Below are 19,251 nucleotides of genomic sequence, written 5' to 3'. Positions count from 1 at the left end.
CAGACTTCTTTAGTTGCTTGATTTTTTATTTGATTAGATAGATGTAATCTAAGAAATATTAGTTTGACTTTCATATTTATTATAAGAAGTCAAACTAATTGAGGAAGCAAAAATTGCAAAAATTGAAACAAAAGGTATTACTAATATTGCAGATAGAAGAAATAAAATAAATATTTTCTTATTATTGTGTTTCTTAGCTAAGATCATTCCAAAGATTGAATTAATGACTATTAATAAAGAACTTAATCCAAATATTACAATAACCACAATATAACTTATAATGTATGGAAAGGCTAAAAAATCGTTTTTAGTATATATTGCAATTGCAACTGAAATGAGCATTACCAATGCCACTAATCATCAAATTCCACCTCAAAATTGCAAAGTAGAAATCTTATATTCTTTAGTTTTTTGTTTCTTTTCTTTCTTCATATTTACTTCATCCTATTAATCTAAATGCATAACTGGAATTAAATTACTATAACTAATTAATTATATAATTATAATATTAAATAATCTTGATGCATTACTTAAAATGCAATTGCTAAGTAGGTTTAAAATGAAATTAAAAAATTATATTTCAATATATTTTTTCAAAACAAATAAGATCTCAAAAATATATAAGAAAAATGACATTGTAACATTACAATTTTTTCAAAGATTCAATGATGTCAAACTTTGTGGCATCAATGAAGTTATCAATTTATTAAAAAAATATACTGAAATTTCCAAATATAAAATTCGATACCTAGAAGAAGGATCAATTATTAATGAAAAAGAAGTAGTATTGGAACTTGAAGGTCACTATCAAGACTTTGGTATTTGAGAAGGAATCATTGATGGGATTTTAGCAAGACAAACTTCAATTGCAACCAATGCCTATTATGTAATTAAGGAAGCTAAAAATAAAAAAGTAGTAAGTATGGCTGATCGTGCTGACCATTATATTAATCAGCTTAATGATGCATATGCATTAAAAGTCGGCGGAATTGATAATCACTCTACGCTTGCTGCTTCCAATTTTAATTATGAAAAAACTTATGGCAGTATGCCACATGCTTTAATTCAAATGTTTAATGGTGATACATTAAAAGCTGTTGAAGCATTTCATAAAACATTTCCTAATGATAAATTAATTGCCCTAGTTGACTTCAATAATGATGTAATTAAAGACTCATTGATTTGTCTAAATAAGTTTAAAAATAAACTATGAGGCGTACGTGTAGATACATCAAAAGGTGTATCAGACAAAATGTTTGATGAATCAAATAAAGAATATGGGGTTACACCAAATCAAATTAAGAGACTAAGAGAGGCACTAGATAAGCATGGTGGAGAACATGTAAAAATTATAGTCTCATCAGGTTTCAATGCACAAACAATTAAAGCTTTCGAAGAGGCAAATACTCCAGTTGATATTTATGGGGTAGGAGCTTCATTACTAAAAGTATGAATCAATTTTAGTGCTGATGCGACAAGATTAAATGGAAATTTAATTGCTAAGGTTGGTAGACATTACTCAGAAAATAAAAAACTTAAAACTTATAACGGAGAAAATATCTAATGGAAGAAAGAGAAATTAAAAGAAAAAACTTTAAAGACTCAGCTCTAAATATTCTTGGTTTCATTGTTATTTTTTCTTTTTTAGCAATTGGAATTGTACTTTTTTTAGCTGCAAATAGGATATTAGGCAAAATCAATCTTGCAGGAATAATTGCTTGTTATATATTTGGAACTATTTTCCTACTTATTTTTATTTTAATCATCATTAAAATTATTCTAATCCTGAAGTCTCAGAACAAATATGCTAAGCAAGCAATTGATGTCAATAATTTATTCAATGACACACAACTAAATGAAGAAGAAAAAAAGGTTAATGATTTATTTTTAAATACCTATCACACTGAAATTAATAATTTAAATATTTTATTTGGCGCCTTCTATGAAATCGAAAAGAAAAGATACAAAAGAGAAATTGATATCACTCTTCCAAAGATTCGTATGTTAATGCAAAAGATGATTATTGATGCAATTGATGAATTTGGTTTTTTTGATTTATATTTAGTAATTGATTTCGCAAAAACAATTAACAAAAAATTTATATGAAAAAGTGATTTCAAGAAATACAAAACCTATTTTAATTACATAAGAAATATTCATCAAGCTGCCGATGATTACATATATGATAAATATATTAACACACAATCATAAATTCCCATTATTACAAATTTTGCACAGATGAAAGATTGCATTTTAAAGAAATGGCAATCTTTTTTTTATCCAAATAATAAAAAATGTTGAAGACTCAACATTTTAATTATCATAATTTTCTATAATCTTAATTTCTTCTTCTAAGTCTTTAATAATCAAAGGAATTAATTTTGGATCCGAAATTTGCGCTCCAGAGGCACGATGATGACCTCCTCCACCTCATTTAATAGCTACATTTCGAACACAAGCTCCTGAAGATCTAAATTCACAACGAATTTGATTTTCTTTTTCTTGAGTAAAAAATACTCATGCTTTATTATTATCAATTGATGATAAAAGAAAGGGTCGATTTGCCTTAAGTGGGTCATCAATACCTAATTTATTTTGATCTTCTAAATTAAAATAGAATGAAACAACTCCATTTTTTATTTGCATATTTTGTTGGACGAATGAATTAATTTTAATATCATCAAAACTACGAATTGCCATATTTTCAAAAATCAAATCTTTTTTTGCTTTCTTAGATCATAGTCAAGCCACTAAAAACATTGATTTCTCATTGGTCAAATTAGTTGTCAATCTTACTGAATCAGTATATATACCTAAAAATAAGTATGTGGCAGCATCAGAATTAACTTTTCAATTTAAGAAATAAGCAATCTCAGCTATTTGCTGCGCAGCTGCTGGTGACATTGGATCAACCCAAACAAGTGATGCGTTTAAATCATCAGCGTTTGGATGGTGATCAATTCTTATAACTTCATCAAATACATTATTATCTAGAAATTCTCTACATTCAAGTCTTTCTTTGAAATTAGCATCGACAATTATCCCTAATGAATCATCTATTTTTTTTAACTCTAATTTATCCATTGAAAAATCTAGGAAAGGGAAACTGCCTTTTGAATCACCTATTGTATAAACATTTTTATCCGGAAAAGTTTCTTTAATTAAATTTTTTAATCCAAATTGTGACCCTAGACAATCTCCATCGGGGCGAATATGATGAAAGATTACAATATTTTTATGAGCTTTAATTTTGCTTTCTATATTCTTAAAAATCGCAAGTCTTTCATCACTAATTGTTATCATATTTTTCAACCTCAGCCTTTAAATCTTGAATTATTGCCTTCATATCTGCTTTTGATCTTGCTGTAGCACCAGCTGCTACCTCATGACCTCCACCTGGTTTATACTTTTCGCAAATATGATTAATTCAGATTCCATTTGATCTAACACGGACTCTAATTGTTCCATCAGGCATATCAATGAAGAATACTCAAACTTTACAATCTCCAATATTAGCTAATATCCCAACATCGTTAGCCTCATTGTCCTTAAGATTGAATTTCTTTTGAATTTTTTTACTTACATAGAAATAAAGAACTTTACCTGCTTTTTTATAATTAAGTAAAACATAAGCAGCGAACTTAACTTTACGTTCATCTCTTTTAGCTAGATCAAGATTTACATCTCAAACTTTAAAATCGTTGTTTTTGTGTAGATATGACATTACATCAAAAGTTCTTTTTTGGACATATTCATATTGGAATCTTCCTGAATCAGTATTAATTCCTAAATAAATGTATCTCGCAGCCTTTGTTGTTACAACTCATTTAGCTTTCATTGCAATGTAACCAATTTGTTCTGCTGATGCAGCATATGTTGCATCTTCTCATGTGTAATCATAAGGAACATCTGGATCAACTGGGTGATGATCAATTCTTAATAAATGTGTAAAGTTTTTTTCTCTAATATAATCAGAGTATAGGACACGATGATATGAGTTTGCATCAACAACAACACCTAACGAGTTATTAAAAAATTCTTTTGGAACATTTTCAAATTTATCGAAGTCTCATTCCATAAAAGGAAATATTCCACCTGTATCTCCAAATACAAATACTTTTTTATTTGGGTAATTAGTTTTAATTAATTCTCTTAATCCAAATTGTGAACCAAGACAATCTCCATCAGGGCGAATATGATGAAAAATAAAAATATTGTCATGAGATTCAATTGCGTCTTTTGCAATCTCTCAAGTATTTTTTGCCATTTTTTCTCCTAAAATTATTTTTTGACTTATAAAGTAATATTTAAATTAACTATTAATTATTAATATATAGTATGAAAAATTATAATACCAAAATTAGTTATCCATTTTAAACTCAGTCATTATACAAACATTAAGTATTCAATATATTGTTAGTCATTGAATTTTTAATATTCAAGAAACAATAATTGATGACTAATTTATGCTATTTTATAAATTCTTATTTGCCAATTGATTAATAAAAAAAGCAGATTTATTAAAATCTACTTTCTCTTTTCAATTTCTTTTAATTCCTTAATTGCGGTTTGAATTTCCTCTCTGGATTCTTCATAACTATTCAAATATTCTAATAATGCTTTCTTACTTTCAGGATCTTTAAATCCTTCAATAATTTGTTTCCTGGTTTCGTCTAAGTTGCTTTTTATTCCCTCATATAATTTAGACAAACCTTTGATTATTTCCCCAAACTTACCATATTTTTTACTTATTTCCTCTTTATACTTTGTTTGAATTAATCTAGAAGCTAAGTCAAAAAATTCTGATGCTTCTTTTCCATACTCTTTTACTTTATCAATATAGCGATCCAATTCACTCTTTTCCGATGGTGCATCATTAGGTGTGCTTTCGCTAGGTTTTGTCTCACCATTTGCACTGTCATCAGTTTTTGGTTCTTTATTTTCTGTATTGCCTGGTTGAGGATTACTATTTTTATCCTTACCATTATCATGGTCATTTTTAGGATGTATATCTTCTTTTTTATCTATCTTTTCTTTTTTACATGATACTGCAGCAAGGGGGATCAATGAACCCAGTAAACTTGCACTTATTAAAAATAATTTTTTTGCTTTCATATTTCAAAATATAACATAAAAATAATATAAATAAAAATTTAATTTTCTAAAGCATTAAAGACTTATTATTCCTTAATTATTTTTTTGTCAAAGTCAAAACTTCAGGATATATTTCCTTAAAATCTTTTAAAGTTTTTACATAATATGCTTTATGTTTATCATCTTCAAGACGTTTCTTAATTCGCTCTCTTTCTCTTTGTGGATCATTTAGAATTGATTTTACTACCAAATAATAATCACTTAATATAGGATTAACTACATTTTCATATTTGGGTAATAAGTTAGAATAAAACTTATCTATTATCGAGCCATATTTATCTACTTTTTCTAAATATTTTTCTAATGTTATATTTTCACTTTTTAATTCTTCATCTTCTCCAATTTCAAATAGTAATTTCTTAATGTATTCTTGATTATTTATCTCGTTTTCAATCGGTGCATCAGGGTTTTCTATTGAATTTGGAGTTGAAGGTGTTTTGATATTCATTGAATCTTTGTCTTCTGAATTCAATATAGATTGATTGCTATTATTTTTAGTAGACTTTAATTTTTCAATCTCATTGTTTGGATTAATTTCTGAATTTAACCTCATTTTCTTATTGTGCTCAGTACTTATAGCATTTGACTTAGGTGTATTAACTGATTCATTCTTACAAGAAATAACAAAAATTGGAGATGATATAGAAACTAAAGTTGCTATGCTTAAAAATAATTTATTTTCTTCATAATTCGAAGAATAATAGCTTAAAAAAGATAATAAATTCATTATTTAAAAAATTAAAAAAACTAGTTTAGATTACAAATAAAAAACCTAACTAGTTTTAAAAGTTTTATACTAAAAGAATTTGATAAATTAATTATCACTTGGGAAATTATTTATCTTTTTTTTCGATAGACACGAATTATTGATTGATTCTGATTAAGAAATTTATATCTATAGTTTTCAGTTTCTAGTAAATCTGAGACAACAAATTTAAGGGCTCCACTACCATTACCTGTAATGATGTCAAAGTACTCATAATTTTTATTTTCATCGAATGCAAATAAGGCATTTAAGACTGAAGAAGTTGCTTCAATTGAATCTTGACCATGTAAATCAATTATGAATGAATAATCAAAATTCATTTTAATATCTCCTTTGACATCTTTCACATAAATAAGTGCCTCGACCATTGACTTTAATTTTTGATATTTTGCCTTTACAGATTGGACATTCTTTAATCTTATCATTATGAATTTTTAAATGATCTTGATATGATCCAATTTGACCATTAAAACTTTCATATGTATGAATTGTTGAACCACCTAATTCATAACTTTTATCCATGATTTGTTGTGCATTTTTTAGAATTTCTTCTAATTTCTGTGTAGGCATATTTCTAGCTACACTCAGTGGATGTACATTCGATGCGAATAGTGCTTCATCAACATATATATTTCCAAGTCCAACCAAAATTGTTTGATCCAATAGTTGACTTTTAATCGCAGATGATGATCGTAATAGTCTATTTTTCAATCAATCAACAGATGTGTCTTTTGGTTCAGATGCCATTTTAGATAAAGGAAAAGATGTTAAATAGTTATCCTTAGTTCTTAGATGATAAGTTCCAAACATTCGACTATCTAAATAATGCAACTCGCTTTGGTCATGAAAGATGAATTTAACCATTAAGTGCTTATGATTCGATGTTTCAGTCGAATAAAAACGATATTTTCCTTCCATACGTAAATGAGATAACAAAATTAAGTCATTATCAAAGTGGAAAATAATAAATTTCCCTCTATTAGTTATATTTGTTATTGTTGCATCTTTTAGATTTGATTGAAAAAATTCAGGTGAGCATTCCTTAATTATTTTTTCTTTTAAAATATCAATCTTTTTAATTTTTTTAAACAAGATTGATTCTTTTAAATTTTTAACTACAACTTTAACTTCTGGTAATTCAGGCATACTTATTTATTATATTATCTTTATCCTCTTTTAATTACTTAAAATTTCATAAGTTATATAATAAAACTATGACAAATAAATACAATAAACTCTTTATTTCAACAACTGACACAGTTCTTGGAATTGGTGGTCCAGTGGACAAAGAAACTGAAGATTTAATCTATGAAATTAAGGGCAGAGATCGAAATAAAAAACTAATTATTTTAGTATCATCAATTAAGCAAGCTAGAAAATTTAAACAATGAAATCAAGAAGCTGAAAAACTAGCTAAAATATATTGACCAGGAGCAGTTACTTTAGTTGTAAACGACCAAGGTTTTAGAATGCCAAACCAAAAGGCACTTCTAGATTATTTGGAAGAAAATGGTCCAGTGTATATGTCAAGCTGCAATCTTTCAAATGCACCAATATGTAAAAGCATTGAAAATGCTAAATTAATTTTTCCGGAAATTACAAATATTTATAATTTTGGGTCAATGTCCCAAAAGCCAAGCAAAATAATTAGAGTTGAAGATAATGAAATTTTAAGGGATTAAGAAGATGAAAATAAAAATAACAAGTGATCATGCTGGACATGAAGCAAAAATGGAACTAGCGCGTAGATTGGAAACTGAAGGATATGAAGTTGAAACTTTTGGTTCAAAAGATGCAACAACTTCAGTTTCATATGCTGACGTTGGGATTGAATTTGCTAAAGAAGCAAAGAAACACATCAATGAAAAAGATACAAAATTTGTTGCCTTTTGTGGTTCTGGGATTGGAATTTCAATTGCATTAAATCGTTTTAAACACATTCGTTGTGCGCGTGTATCTTCTGAAGAGGAAGCTAAATTAGCTAAGTTGCACAATGATGCAAATATTCTATGCATGGGTGGAAGATTATTAGAACCTAATAAAATTGAAAAAATCTTTCACACATGAGAGCAAACTGAATTTGAAGGTGGAAGACATATTCCAAGAATCAACAAATTAGATGAGGTTGGACAAGATAAATAATTAAAAATTAATTTTTTCTAAAAATAAAAAATCGAAGTAACGATTAGAAGTCACTTCGATTTTTATTACTTAATTTTATAGTTCTTTGTTTCCTTCAAATCACTTATTTAAGATTGAATCTTTATTTTCCTTAAGTAAGAAAATTTCAATATTCAATTTATTTAATCTTGCTAGTAATTCTTTCTTTTGGTTCTTATCAAGTTGAACAAAAAGAGTATTATTTTTAATTTCGTATTCAATATTATTAACTGTTAAGAATAAAGTAATTTCATCATAACTACTTAAAATTATTTGTGTATTAAATTTCTCATCAACAGCATTATGCATTGAACCTGAATAAAGAATATTACCTTGCGACAATAGTGTGAAACTATCAATATATTTTTCTAACTCATCAAGAATATGACTTGAAATAAATATTGTTTTGCCTTCATTATGAAGTTGCTTTAAAGTCTTATACAAAACTACCCTTGAACTTGGATCTAAATTTGCTGCAGGTTCATCCATTATGATTAATTCAGGATCATTTATTAGTGCTTGAATTAATAAAATTGTCTTTTTTTGACCTGAGGACATAAATTCAGGACTTTTATTTAACTCAGGAAGATTGAAATTATACTTTTCAATAATTTCATTAATTCTCTTATCTAAATTTTTCTTCTTAATTCCAGACATTAATCCAAATGTATGCAAATATTCTCTTGCACTTAGTGTTTTAGGAAAGATTGCAACCTCAGGAACATATCCGATCTTAATTTTTGATTTAGAACTTTTACTATCAATCCCATTTATATATATCTTTCCAATTGCATTTGGATAGAAACCTAGAATTGAACGTATTGTTGTTGTTTTTCCGGCTCCATTGTTACCAATAAAGCCATGGAACTCACCTTTTTTAACCTCAAAACTGATATTATTCAATACTTGTTTATGCCTAAAGAACCCTTGTTTAAAAAATACATTTAGATTTTGAATTGATAAAGCGACATTATCTAAAGGAATTGAATAAGTATGATTCTTTGCCTTAGCAAACATTACCTTATTTTCTTTAATTATTTGAAAAATTGATTTTTTTATCATTATTTAAAGTTCTTTCTTTGAAATTTTAGATATCCAGCAATAATTAATATTGATGAAATTATATAGGTAATCAATAAAGCAGTAAGAGGTTCTAAATATGGCTTTCTTTGAAATTCAATAAGATTATCATTCAATTTTATAACTTTAAGAATTCCTTTTTTGTAGTCAACAAATTTATTGTAATTAGTTGATGATTGTGCAAGATAATTAAGAAAATTTTTAGTTGACAAAGTAGTTTTGAAAGTTCCATCCTCTTGAAGACCAATAATCTTAAATACATTGATAGTTCAAAGTAGTTTACTCAATTCTTCGGCAGCTTTTTCTTTTGTTTTAGCAAGAGCACTTTCTAGTTTTCTTCTTTGAATTTCACTCAATTTAGATTGATCAAAATTATGTTTTATATAGTTATCAACAAGTCCTGACAAATTATCTAGATTAATTTTTTCTTTAATTGTTTCTAGAGATAAAAATGGTAAATAAATGCTAAACTTATCATTCAATTCTTTTAAATCTTTATTTTTGTCATTTTTAATTTCTTCTTTTATTTTTTCAATCTCTTCTTTAAATTTTATTTCATCATTCAAGACTACATGTTTTGTTAGACGACTTAGAATTTCAATAACTCTATGAACTATAGTAACATCAGGATTTTGAGTTAAAAGTTTTTCAAGTCCCAAAAAATTTACTAAAACGTTTTTTATTTTGTCTGCATATTCTTTATTTAGAATAAATTTAATAACCCTGTTATTGAATTCTTTAAATTGATCAAAATTATTGTTTTGAATATCATCAGTAGCATAATCAAAAAAGGATTCAAATTGTGCATTTGATGAAGCATCAGAGACACCAAAAATATTTTTAAAATTATTAACATGATAACTTAAGGCATAAACATCATTATTGTCAGTTTTAAAAAGAATTTGTTCTTTTAAATTCAAATTATATTTATTATTAAGTTTCTTTAAAGTATCTTCTTTTAAATTGCCTTCTTGGTCTAGAATATCATAATATTTTCTATCTTTCAGATTCTTATTGTAATCAACATAGACACTGGCATTTTGAAGACTTCGATTATGTAAGGTTAATAGGGGAAAATAATATTCTTTGAAATTAAGGAAAAATATTTTTGAATATAATGAGTTTCTTGAATTATTAATAATATCTAAAGAACTATCAATTTTCTTTGTTTTAAACTCTTTTTGAAGTGGATTGAAAGTTAATTTTTGGTCATTTTCAAACTTGTTTGCAACTCTTTCATTTTCAATCAATAAGTCATCCAGCGAAGAAATACGTCTATTTAGATTATCAATCGATTTATTTGTTCCAACAACATCCTTATTAGGAATTAATAAAACAGGATTATTTGCAACTCTAAATCCTACTTTTACTACATTTATACCTTGAGCAAATTTTACGAAATTCATTACCAAAATAGAAAGAATTGGCACTATTCCAACAATAATTTGAAATACCTTCATTTCAACAAAGTTTTGAACTAGAGAGGCTATTCCCAAACCTAGTAAACCACATAATAATCCTGCTCAAGTAAGCGATAGTGCTGTAATTATTGCCTTTTTTGGTTCAATTGGAACAATTAGTTTGCTTATGAAGAAAGTAAATCCCATTAAAAACATTGAAAGAACTAAACCAATAATACTAGCTAAAACATTACTTAAATAAATTTGAAATCGTTTTATTGGTTTTGAATACAAGATGTATTCAATACCTTCTCTTCGATAACGATAGAAAAATGTTTGTGTGACAAAGGTACAAATGATAAATGAAGCAATCATACCAAAATTACCAATTGCCTCAATATAGTTGTTGCTATTGACTAATTTATCGACCTCATTTGTATTAAGTGCAAGCTTAATTAAGGCAATTAAAACAATATAAAATGCACCAATTGCTAAGGGAGCAATATACGAACTTCATAATCTAAAGTAAATTTTTAATTGCATTCTGAAAAAAGCACCCATAAACCCTCCTTCTAAATTTAATTTTACTGGTTATAACGTTTAGGAATTTACATCTACTATTGAATATTTAACCTATCTCTTGTTTTAACATATCCAAACATAAGAGAATTCTTTTTGAGACTTAATTAGAATAATATTTATTCAATTTCATCGTTTTTTTGCTTAGTTTATTATGATAGATAACTTAATTTCTTTTAATATAAAAACTTTTATTTTATAAAAGTTAAACGTTATACTAATAATTGTACTTTAATGTACCTAAATAATCTTTCTTATTGCAAATATAATGAGACTATGATAATAAACTTAAGTCTCATTTTTTTAATGAAATTTAATTTTGTTCTATTTCATACCTTTTATTGTTTCTATTTACAAGTAAATAAAAAAACTTGCCATTGAGTGCAAGTTTTAAGAATATTAAATTTAATTTGTATTATTGCAATTAAATTGATTTAAGATTCAACCTTAGATGTATCAAGTCCACCATAAATCTTATGCACACGCGTGATTGTAACTCAAGCTTTTGGATCTGCAATTAAGACTTCATTTTTGATTAAACTTTGTTCCAAATATAAAGCATAAGTCTCAATCTTAATTGTTTCAGTATTAGTGTAACCACCAACCAGTTTTTCAATATTGTAGGCATGTCAATAATTGATTTCTTTGAATCTTGAAATAATTTTGTCAGGATTTTTTGTGTAAATTTCAATTCTAATCTTGCGATATTTAGGATATATAAATTCAAGCATAAATATATATATAACAACATATAATGCTGAACCCAAAAATCTTAATAGTAATCCACCAAAATTAAATGGTTTATCAACAGTGACTCCTAGCGCTTCAATAATTGTAATTAAAATAAATGCGAAACTTCCAAAGATAATTGCAAGAATTAAGGAAATATGACCAATACTTTTTTGTTTAACTCTTGATAAATAATAAACTACAAAATCTGCACCTGATGTTGAAGCTGAATTCTTTCAAGCCATTCCACCGGCAATACCAGCCATGATTGCGCCAATTGCGACATAAACAATGATTGGTCATGTTGGATTATTATATCCATTGTCAATTAAAGTTTTAAAATGAGATAATTGATAGAATTGATTTTGTGTTATATATTTAATCTTTCCTAATTCCAAAGAAACACCTGCTTCAAGAGGTTTTGATAAATTAAATGTATAAGTATTGGCATTAGCAAAGATATTAATGTTATTATCAATATTATTATTCATTCACGCAAATAAATTCTTATATGAATGACTGTATGCACCATAGGTTTCTCAAGGAATTAAACCACGAAACTCATTTTTGAATCTAGGGGCTTCAATTGAATCTGGTGCATATCAATTAACATAATAGATTGAGATTCGCTTAAATATATCAGAAACCTGAGGAACTAAAAGAAGCGTTTGGAATGCAACTTGCCATAATAACCAATAAGTGGTTAGAATCATAAATAGTCTTGAATTCTTTTTTCAAAAAATAAAAATGAAAGGTAAATTAAGACCTAAATAAATATATGCAAAATAAGGTGCTGCTTTTGAAACTGTTAAGGTTACTGCTTGAACAATTGCAGATAATCCAGTTGCTACAGCAGCTGCTTTGCCTAAGAAAATTGCGACTGCTAAGTTATATAAAATTGCTGAAATAAAAACCATTAGCATTTTCTTAGGAAACTTTTTTCATATATTAAAAAAGTTAACTCCATATGGATTAATGTTGTAACCTAAAGAATTGCTTCCCTTTTTTTTCTTTTTAATTTGACTTGAAAGTGCATTAAATTCTTCAGAAGCAACATTATTACTTAATGAATCTAATTTCATTTTATTTTTTTTCTTTTTTAGCATTTTTTTAGTTCCTCCTTTTCTATTTTTTTAGTCTCTTAATTTAAAAAATATAATAGCACATTTTAATCATTATTTAACACTAAAAATATTGATTTTTATTCTAATTGAATTAAAGAAAAATTAAGTTATTTTTTAGTGTTAAATTATTCTTATTTTAAATTGATAAAAGCATTTGTTTTTCAATCAATTGAATTGAAAAAAGATTGATTTCAAAAGACAATTTGTATCAAATAATAATAATAATAAGACATATCAATTTTTAGTATTATTTTGATGTGAATGTTTTTTTGAATAAAAGATTATTGGATTCAGTCTAATTGTAATTAGATTGAAAAAAATGTAACGAAAGGGTGTTGATAATATGAACAAAATGACTAAAATTTTTGCTAGCTTGTCACTTTCTCTAGCAAGTTTACCTCTAATTGCAGCATCATGCAAGAAAAGAGTACAAAATTCTAAAGATAATCTAAATGAAAAGAATAAAGATTCACGTATTAATGAATCACTAAAAGATGATTCAGAAAGAAAAGATATTCAAGGTGATGAACCTAAAGAAAAGGTTGAAAAGGAAAAAGACGAACCTAAGAAGATTGAAGAACCTAAAAATGGCGAATCTTCATCAAATAATAGCAATGGCGGAACATATTCAAATGAACATGGTGGTCATCCTCAAATAACAGAAGAGGAAGCTAAAAAATATCAAGACGAACGAGAGAGCGTTAAAAAAATATATAAGGTATTCAAGGAAAAGAAGGAAGACCTTAAGAAAACTAAAACTCATGGTGAATTTCTTGAACTATTAGCAAAGTATGTTGAAGAAGAAGGTATTGAAGGAATATCACTTCAAGATAATACAAAAAAAGATACTAAATTAGAAGAAGGCGAAAATAAAAATAAAATATTTGTAAAAATTGGTTCAACTTCAGTCGGTCTAGAATTATAATTTTCGAAATAAAAGGTAAAAAAAGTAATTTCTAAAACAAAAAAAAATACTTTAAAAGATTTAACTCTATAAATTTATAGTTTATTAATTTAAATTAAAAAAAGAATATCCAAGTTTTTTTAAGATATTTTCTTAAATAAGATCTTTAAATAAAAATCCAATTAATGAAATTATTCTAAAGTTTCCTTCTAAAATTTAGCAAATATCCTATTCAACTATTCTGTTGCATATCTAAAGAAAAGATTTAGATATGCAACTTTTATTCTATTAATATTAATTAATAGAGTTAGAAAATAAGATTAATTTTTATTCGATATTTTTTCTAACATTCTTAGTTTTTCTTCTAAAAATTAAAATTTCTAGTATTATTTTCTTTTTTGAATCCTAAAATTTATATTTTACAATCTTAGTCTACTTAAATTAAAATCTAAGATTAGCAATTTCTTTTACTTACTAATAAATGTAAGTGATAATCAACGAAAGGAAAATACAAACATGAATAAGAAAATAAAAATACTAACTAGCTTGTCACTTTCTCTAGTTTCACTACCTTTAATTGCAGCCTCATGTAAGAAAAAGATTGAACCTAAGAAAGATTTAAATACTGAAGAAAATAACGGAAATAAAACTACTAATACCCCCCCCGCAGCACACAATAATACAGACACATCAACCAACTCTGATCACTCACATACCCACAGTGAACAAGGAGATCAACCAGATAATAGTTCTTCTGAAAATAACACTATGAACTCAGATACTCCTGGTGGGACTTATGGTATGCCGCATGGAGAAATGAGATCTGAAGATGATGAAAGAAAAAGACAAGAGGAAGAGGCTGCTAGAAAGCAAAAAGAAGAAAAAGAAAAGAAAGATATGAAAGACGTTGAAACCGTTAAGCAAATAGTTAAAGAACACGAAGACGCTTTTGGTTCATTCCACACACAAGGTGATTTTGTTGAGCAAATAGCTGTTTATGCAAAAGATAAAAAAATTGAAGGATTGCAACTTCAAAACAATGGAGATAAAGATAAAACTTTAGAAGTTTCACCAAATGGTGGAAAAAATAAGATTAAATTAAAATTAGGATCACAGAAATTTGATGTTGAGTTAGGAATAGTATTAAAGGATGCAGTTCTTACTAAATACTACTATGAAAATGAACCAACAAAAATTTTAAATAATTTAAATTCAGTAAATAGAAATAGTATAGAAAAGAATTGAAGCATGGTTAACAAAACAAATAAGAAAATTGTTATAACTCAATTAGGCTATCATGTTGATAATGGTTTTTTTAAGGCTACTGGTCTCCCACACTACACATCAAAAGTACCGGAACACTTGCCACTAAAAATAAATTCTTTATATCTAACATTTCATAATCTTAAATCAAGTAGTATAGATAATCTTGATAAATGAGATATTAAAAATCTTAAGAACACTAATCAGGCATTTTATGATGTTTCTAATTTTCAACAAGATATAAGCAAATGAAAAGTAACAGATCACAATATTGTTAAAAGTATCTTTAATAAATCAAACCTCTCAAGTGAATATAAGAAGAAAATTGCTCAATCCTGAGGTACAACAGAAGATCATCTTTCAAAATAGTTTTTCTCTCATAACCTATAAATTAAAAAATGCAGCTATTAACTGCATTTTTCTTTGTTTACTCTTAATTACATTAATCCAATTTGATTGTCTCAAGTTTATCTTTTTTAAGTTTTTCTCTTAATCCCTCAATCAAATGAGGAGAGCTATTTTTTTCTAAATAGTCATCGCTCAAACTCTTAAAAAGAATTACTCCATTAGTTTGCTCTCTAACAACAATTCCATCTGTGTTATTAATTGTTTTTCCGAATGGAATAACTTTATATTCTCCGCCGGGAGATTCAATTCTTGTATTAAGAATTCCAATTACATTGAAGGATGAATCAATGACCATCGATCCTGAAGCTCCTTCTTTTAGATTCAGGTCTCCAAAAGGAATATTTGTATATAACATTGAAAATTGATCAATTGTTGTTAGCGGCATCCCATGTTCGTTTTCATCAGGTTCATTATTTTTCTTAATGAATGAAGTTTCATATTTTTTTCATTCATCATTCACAGCATTATATTCTTTATTGAGATCCTTATTATATCTTAACCATGCATCACGTATATAGTATTCATCAATTATACGTCTCTTAGTTGATATAATTCCACCTTCAGATTTTACCCCACGAAATTGCGAGTGTTTCTTACTAAATGGATTTCAATGTCTTGAATATCCTGCATAAAACTGTGTTTTAAGTGGACTGAATTTTTCAGTTGCAAAGTTGACATATCAATCTTTTTCTTGTGGTGTATTTATTACTTTAGCTAATGAAGGAAGAATGTCTTTTAGCATTGTTTTTTTTACCTTGAAACGTAAGGTTAAAAAATCTGCACCTGAGTTATTTGTTTCAAAGTGACTATAGTTATTTTTTAAAAAACTTGGAGTTTCTTTTTCGGATTTGATATATGTATGTGTATTTTTATATTTTGGCACATAATATGGAGCATCTAGATATGATGCATATGCATCAAATGTTTCAATAGAACTTGAAAAATCTAGTTCATACTTGTCTTTGATATGCTCAAATATTCCAAAATTAAGGTCTAATTTATTTTCTCTAATCCGATTAATTTTAAAGTATGGTCTTGGTTCCTTATTTCTATTATCTTCAGAGTCTGTTGTATTATTTCCATCATAAAAACCAGGAGGATATGTATATCAAGAGTAATCATGATTTTTATTAAATTTATCATATGCGAATGTCTTGTCAAATGTCGATCTTAGATTGAATACGTGCATATTTGTAGCCAAAAGAAGCTCATAATTTTCTTTATCATCATCATTTTTAATTCGATCAATTACTCAAGCAGTACCTAAGAACCTTGCAAAATTCAATCTTTTTGTTACTTCATATGGATTATTTTCATTTAATCGATCATTAACTCATTGCTTAACATTTACATTTAACTCAATACTACGATCATTTATGTAAGAATAGAAATCAACATTGGATTTTAGTGACTTATTAAATTTGTCATCCTTACTTATCTTGTAATAATGTTTGCCTTTGTTTGAATAAACTAGAAGATAAAAAATTCCATTAATGTCATCTGCAATTGCTTTAATCTTATCAATCTTATTAAGTTTTAGAAATGATGCAATTGAATCTAAGGTTGCATAAGATAGTAGTTGACTTAAATTAGAAGGAAGAAATCCAAAAGGATTACTTTTAATTAGATGATTAAGATTAATTTCTTGTTCTTTTAGCTCTGATATTTCATCTTCACTAAATGATTCAAGATATTGAGGTTTTAGATAATGACCTAATGGGACTCTTGGATTATAGTATTGAATTTTTTCAAATGAATTATTACCATAATTCCCATATTCTCCTAATTCCTTAGCATATGATCAATACTTTTTGTCTAATTCTCTATCATAGTGGATTGAATCCTCAATTGCAAAATTAATATTTTCTTTTCTCAAGAACTCTTCGAATTCCTTACTTTTTTCATTATAGTTTTTTGTTTTTTGATGAATATCTCTAACAGTCATTTTTAAAAGTGACTCAAGAGAAATAAAATGCTTATTTGACAACTCTTTTTTTGGTTTATTTGGAGGTGTATTATTTGGTTTTAAATCTTTATTATCATCCTTCATGTGGTTAGCATTTTGATTTGAAGAATTATTATCTTTATTTTGAATGTTAGATTCAATCTTGCAAGAATGAAGAAAAGAGGCTAATAAGGGGGGGATTGCTCCTATGATTAAAATACTTCCTAATTTTAATTTTTTATAATTTGATAATTTCATTTAATTCCTAATGCTTATATTTTTAATTTGATGTTTTTTTAAATTTAGTGAGAACTTACTAATTTTTTTGAATGTGTGATTTTTTATATAATTCTAATAATTTTTTATCTTTTGATAGTAATAATTCAATCTCATTTGCTAATTTAATATTTTTTAATATTTCTTCAATCTTATTTTCTGCTTCTTCAGCCATTGATTGATACTTACTTAGATATGAATTCATTAGTTTTTTTATTTCTTCTTGAGAACTTTGTACTGTTAACCCATTTCCTTTAAGAATATCTTCGATTTCAGTCTTAATTTTTTCAATTCATTTCTTAAATGACTCATATTCTTTTCATTCTTTATTAATAAATTCATAATTGCGGTTTCTATCTTCCCAAAGTTTAGATATTTCTTCACTATCCTTTTCACTATCCTTTTTTGTTTTTCATAGTGAATTAATTTCTTTTGTAATTGAATCAACTCTTTTTGAAGCACTCAGTCATTCGCCAAATAATTTTTCTTCTAATTGCTTAAAAAAGTCTGATAATTTATTCTTATATTTCAATAACTTTCTAAACAAAATATCATAATAATGATATTGCTTTGAAGCTTCTAAAAACTTCGCTCTTCAATCTTCTAAATTCGAATCATTATTTTTAAAAAACCTATCTAATTCAATCTTTTTCTTTTCTAATTGAGTAATTTCTTTTTCTAATGGCGCAATGATTAATTTTGCGTCAATGGCATAATTTATTTTAGGTGATGGAAATTTAGTAGTTTCTTTACTTTTCCCTAATCTAACATTTAACTTTTTTGTTGAATTATTCACCTTAGTTCTATCATTCAAATCATTAGTGATAATAAATTCATCATTTTGTGCTGCATTTCTTTTATGGCTAGATTCTTTTTTAGGTTTGTAATTTGTTCTTTTATTATTGCTCTCATTAATGTCATTTTTGTTCTTAGACTCTAAATTATTAGAAACACTATTTTTCTTAACTAAGAAAATTGTTGCTGTTGCACATAGTGTAATTAAAGTTGTAACACCTAGACCTATACCTAATCCAACTTTTGTCCTTTTTTTCATTGGTTTTTATTCCTTTTCATATCTTAATTTTTTTAAAATGCCCTACTAACTAATTTATAAAAAATAGCATCTATACTAGATATTGCAGAGTCCCCCAAAAACCGGAATGTTTAACTGCTGTGGTTGTCCCTAAATTTAATTGGGGACAACCCAGCGGTTTTATAACTAATTCGTTCCGCGTTATATCAGGCGATATAACTGTCTATTTTATCAGTAAGCTCTTCTATACTTTCAATTTTTCGATTATAAAACATTTCTTTTTTCATAATTCCTATAAGATTTTCTATTGAGGCATTGTCTAAACAGTTGCCCTTTCTTGACATACTTTGAGTGACATTAGCATTTTCTAAAACTTTAGAAAAAGAATGATGTTGATAATGGAGTCCCTGGTCAGTATGAATAATTGTCT

General features: G+C 26.7%; 19 protein-coding genes. 6 read left to right on the top strand and 13 right to left on the bottom strand.

What is annotated here, in order from left to right:
* Positions 1 to 48: 48 nt before the first annotated feature.
* Positions 49 to 432, bottom strand: a complete 384-nt coding sequence (locus BCF89_RS00095; RefSeq protein WP_111517940.1) for a hypothetical protein — start codon at positions 430 to 432, stop codon at positions 49 to 51.
* Positions 433 to 559: 127 nt separating this feature from the next.
* Here BCF89_RS00095 and BCF89_RS07310 point away from each other — a divergent pair, with 127 nt between their 5' ends.
* Both BCF89_RS07310 and BCF89_RS00085 read left to right on the top strand, forming a co-directional pair.
* The gene (locus tag BCF89_RS07310; protein ID WP_111517938.1) at positions 560 to 1,564 is read left to right on the top strand and encodes a nicotinate phosphoribosyltransferase; all 1,005 of its coding nucleotides are present in this window, start codon (positions 560 to 562) and stop codon (positions 1,562 to 1,564) included.
* Positions 1,564 to 2,211, top strand: coding sequence for a hypothetical protein (locus tag BCF89_RS00085; RefSeq protein WP_111517936.1), 648 nt, complete (start codon positions 1,564 to 1,566; stop codon positions 2,209 to 2,211). The genes BCF89_RS07310 and BCF89_RS00085 overlap by 1 nt, the downstream gene beginning before the upstream one ends.
* Positions 2,212 to 2,313: 102 nt before the next feature.
* Here the strand turns inward: BCF89_RS00085 and nrnA (BCF89_RS07305) are convergent, their stop codons facing one another.
* The 6 genes from nrnA (BCF89_RS07305) to mutM all read right to left on the bottom strand — a co-directional run bounded on the left by nrnA (BCF89_RS07305) (position 2,314) and on the right by mutM (position 7,066).
* The gene (nrnA, locus tag BCF89_RS07305) at positions 2,314 to 3,303 is read right to left on the bottom strand and encodes a bifunctional oligoribonuclease/PAP phosphatase NrnA (protein WP_111517935.1); all 990 of its coding nucleotides are present in this window, start codon (positions 3,301 to 3,303) and stop codon (positions 2,314 to 2,316) included.
* Positions 3,290 to 4,267, bottom strand: coding sequence for a bifunctional oligoribonuclease/PAP phosphatase NrnA (nrnA, locus tag BCF89_RS07300; protein WP_111517934.1), 978 nt, complete (start codon positions 4,265 to 4,267; stop codon positions 3,290 to 3,292). The genes nrnA (BCF89_RS07305) and nrnA (BCF89_RS07300) overlap by 14 nt, the downstream gene beginning before the upstream one ends.
* Before the next feature lie 260 nt (positions 4,268 to 4,527).
* Entirely contained in the window at positions 4,528 to 5,115 is a 588-nt protein-coding gene (locus BCF89_RS00070; protein ID WP_111517933.1) for an Mbov_0283/Mbov_0339 family surface lipoprotein, read from the bottom strand.
* Positions 5,116 to 5,191: 76 nt separating this feature from the next.
* Entirely contained in the window at positions 5,192 to 5,881 is a 690-nt protein-coding gene (locus BCF89_RS00065; protein ID WP_111517932.1) for a hypothetical protein, read from the bottom strand.
* Positions 5,882 to 5,991: 110 nt separating this feature from the next.
* Positions 5,992 to 6,240, bottom strand: a complete 249-nt coding sequence (locus tag BCF89_RS00060) for a Smr/MutS family protein (protein WP_111517931.1) — start codon at positions 6,238 to 6,240, stop codon at positions 5,992 to 5,994.
* A gap of 1 nt (position 6,241) precedes the next feature.
* On the bottom strand, positions 6,242 to 7,066 hold the full coding sequence (gene mutM, locus BCF89_RS07295; protein WP_111517930.1) for a DNA-formamidopyrimidine glycosylase: 825 nt from the start codon (positions 7,064 to 7,066) through the stop codon (positions 6,242 to 6,244).
* A gap of 68 nt (positions 7,067 to 7,134) precedes the next feature.
* On the opposite strand from mutM, the gene BCF89_RS00050 reads away from it, so the two are divergent.
* Both BCF89_RS00050 and BCF89_RS00045 read left to right on the top strand, forming a co-directional pair.
* On the top strand, positions 7,135 to 7,602 hold the full coding sequence (locus BCF89_RS00050) for an L-threonylcarbamoyladenylate synthase (protein ID WP_111517929.1): 468 nt from the start codon (positions 7,135 to 7,137) through the stop codon (positions 7,600 to 7,602).
* 4 nt (positions 7,603 to 7,606) lie between these two features.
* Positions 7,607 to 8,062 (top strand): RpiB/LacA/LacB family sugar-phosphate isomerase, encoded by a 456-nt coding sequence (locus BCF89_RS00045; RefSeq protein WP_111517928.1) that lies wholly within the window; start codon positions 7,607 to 7,609, stop codon positions 8,060 to 8,062.
* 75 nt (positions 8,063 to 8,137) lie between these two features.
* Here BCF89_RS00045 and BCF89_RS00040 read toward each other — a convergent pair whose 3' ends face one another.
* The 3 genes from BCF89_RS00040 to BCF89_RS07285 all read right to left on the bottom strand — a co-directional run bounded on the left by BCF89_RS00040 (position 8,138) and on the right by BCF89_RS07285 (position 12,974).
* Positions 8,138 to 9,142: an ABC transporter ATP-binding protein gene (locus BCF89_RS00040; protein ID WP_170108348.1), complete on the bottom strand. Its 1,005-nt coding sequence runs from the start codon at positions 9,140 to 9,142 to the stop codon at positions 8,138 to 8,140.
* Positions 9,142 to 11,121: an ABC transporter permease gene (locus BCF89_RS07290; RefSeq protein ID WP_111517927.1), complete on the bottom strand. Its 1,980-nt coding sequence runs from the start codon at positions 11,119 to 11,121 to the stop codon at positions 9,142 to 9,144. Before BCF89_RS07290 ends, BCF89_RS00040 begins: the two co-directional genes overlap by 1 nt.
* A gap of 452 nt (positions 11,122 to 11,573) precedes the next feature.
* Positions 11,574 to 12,974, bottom strand: a complete 1,401-nt coding sequence (locus BCF89_RS07285) for a DUF2179 domain-containing protein (protein WP_277870026.1) — start codon at positions 12,972 to 12,974, stop codon at positions 11,574 to 11,576.
* A gap of 361 nt (positions 12,975 to 13,335) precedes the next feature.
* On the opposite strand from BCF89_RS07285, the gene BCF89_RS00025 reads away from it, so the two are divergent.
* Positions 13,336 to 13,917, top strand: a complete 582-nt coding sequence (locus BCF89_RS00025; RefSeq protein ID WP_111517926.1) for a variable surface lipoprotein — start codon at positions 13,336 to 13,338, stop codon at positions 13,915 to 13,917.
* 495 nt (positions 13,918 to 14,412) lie between these two features.
* Positions 14,413 to 15,528 carry a BspA family leucine-rich repeat surface protein gene (locus BCF89_RS03570; protein ID WP_277870025.1) on the top strand — a complete coding sequence of 372 codons (1,116 nt, stop codon included), beginning with the start codon at positions 14,413 to 14,415 and terminating at the stop codon, positions 15,526 to 15,528.
* A gap of 73 nt (positions 15,529 to 15,601) precedes the next feature.
* Here BCF89_RS03570 and BCF89_RS07280 read toward each other — a convergent pair whose 3' ends face one another.
* The 3 genes from BCF89_RS07280 to BCF89_RS00005 form a co-directional block, all read right to left on the bottom strand.
* The gene (locus BCF89_RS07280; protein ID WP_111517925.1) at positions 15,602 to 17,770 is read right to left on the bottom strand and encodes an MAG2960 family serine endopeptidase lipoprotein; all 2,169 of its coding nucleotides are present in this window, start codon (positions 17,768 to 17,770) and stop codon (positions 15,602 to 15,604) included.
* A 58-nt stretch (positions 17,771 to 17,828) separates the two neighbouring features.
* Positions 17,829 to 18,842: a V-type ATP synthase subunit I domain-containing protein gene (locus tag BCF89_RS07275; RefSeq protein WP_111517924.1), complete on the bottom strand. Its 1,014-nt coding sequence runs from the start codon at positions 18,840 to 18,842 to the stop codon at positions 17,829 to 17,831.
* A 110-nt stretch (positions 18,843 to 18,952) separates the two neighbouring features.
* The coding region (locus BCF89_RS00005; RefSeq protein WP_146236470.1) for an IS3 family transposase at positions 18,953 to 19,251 on the bottom strand (299 nt) is incomplete at its 5' end.

The organism is Metamycoplasma auris, from assembly GCF_003253435.1.
GTDB lineage: Bacteria > Bacillota_I > Bacilli_A > Mycoplasmatales > Metamycoplasmataceae > Metamycoplasma > Metamycoplasma auris.
The sequence above is the reverse complement of the archived record's forward strand: the minus strand, read 5'-3'. Positions and strand labels throughout refer to the sequence as shown.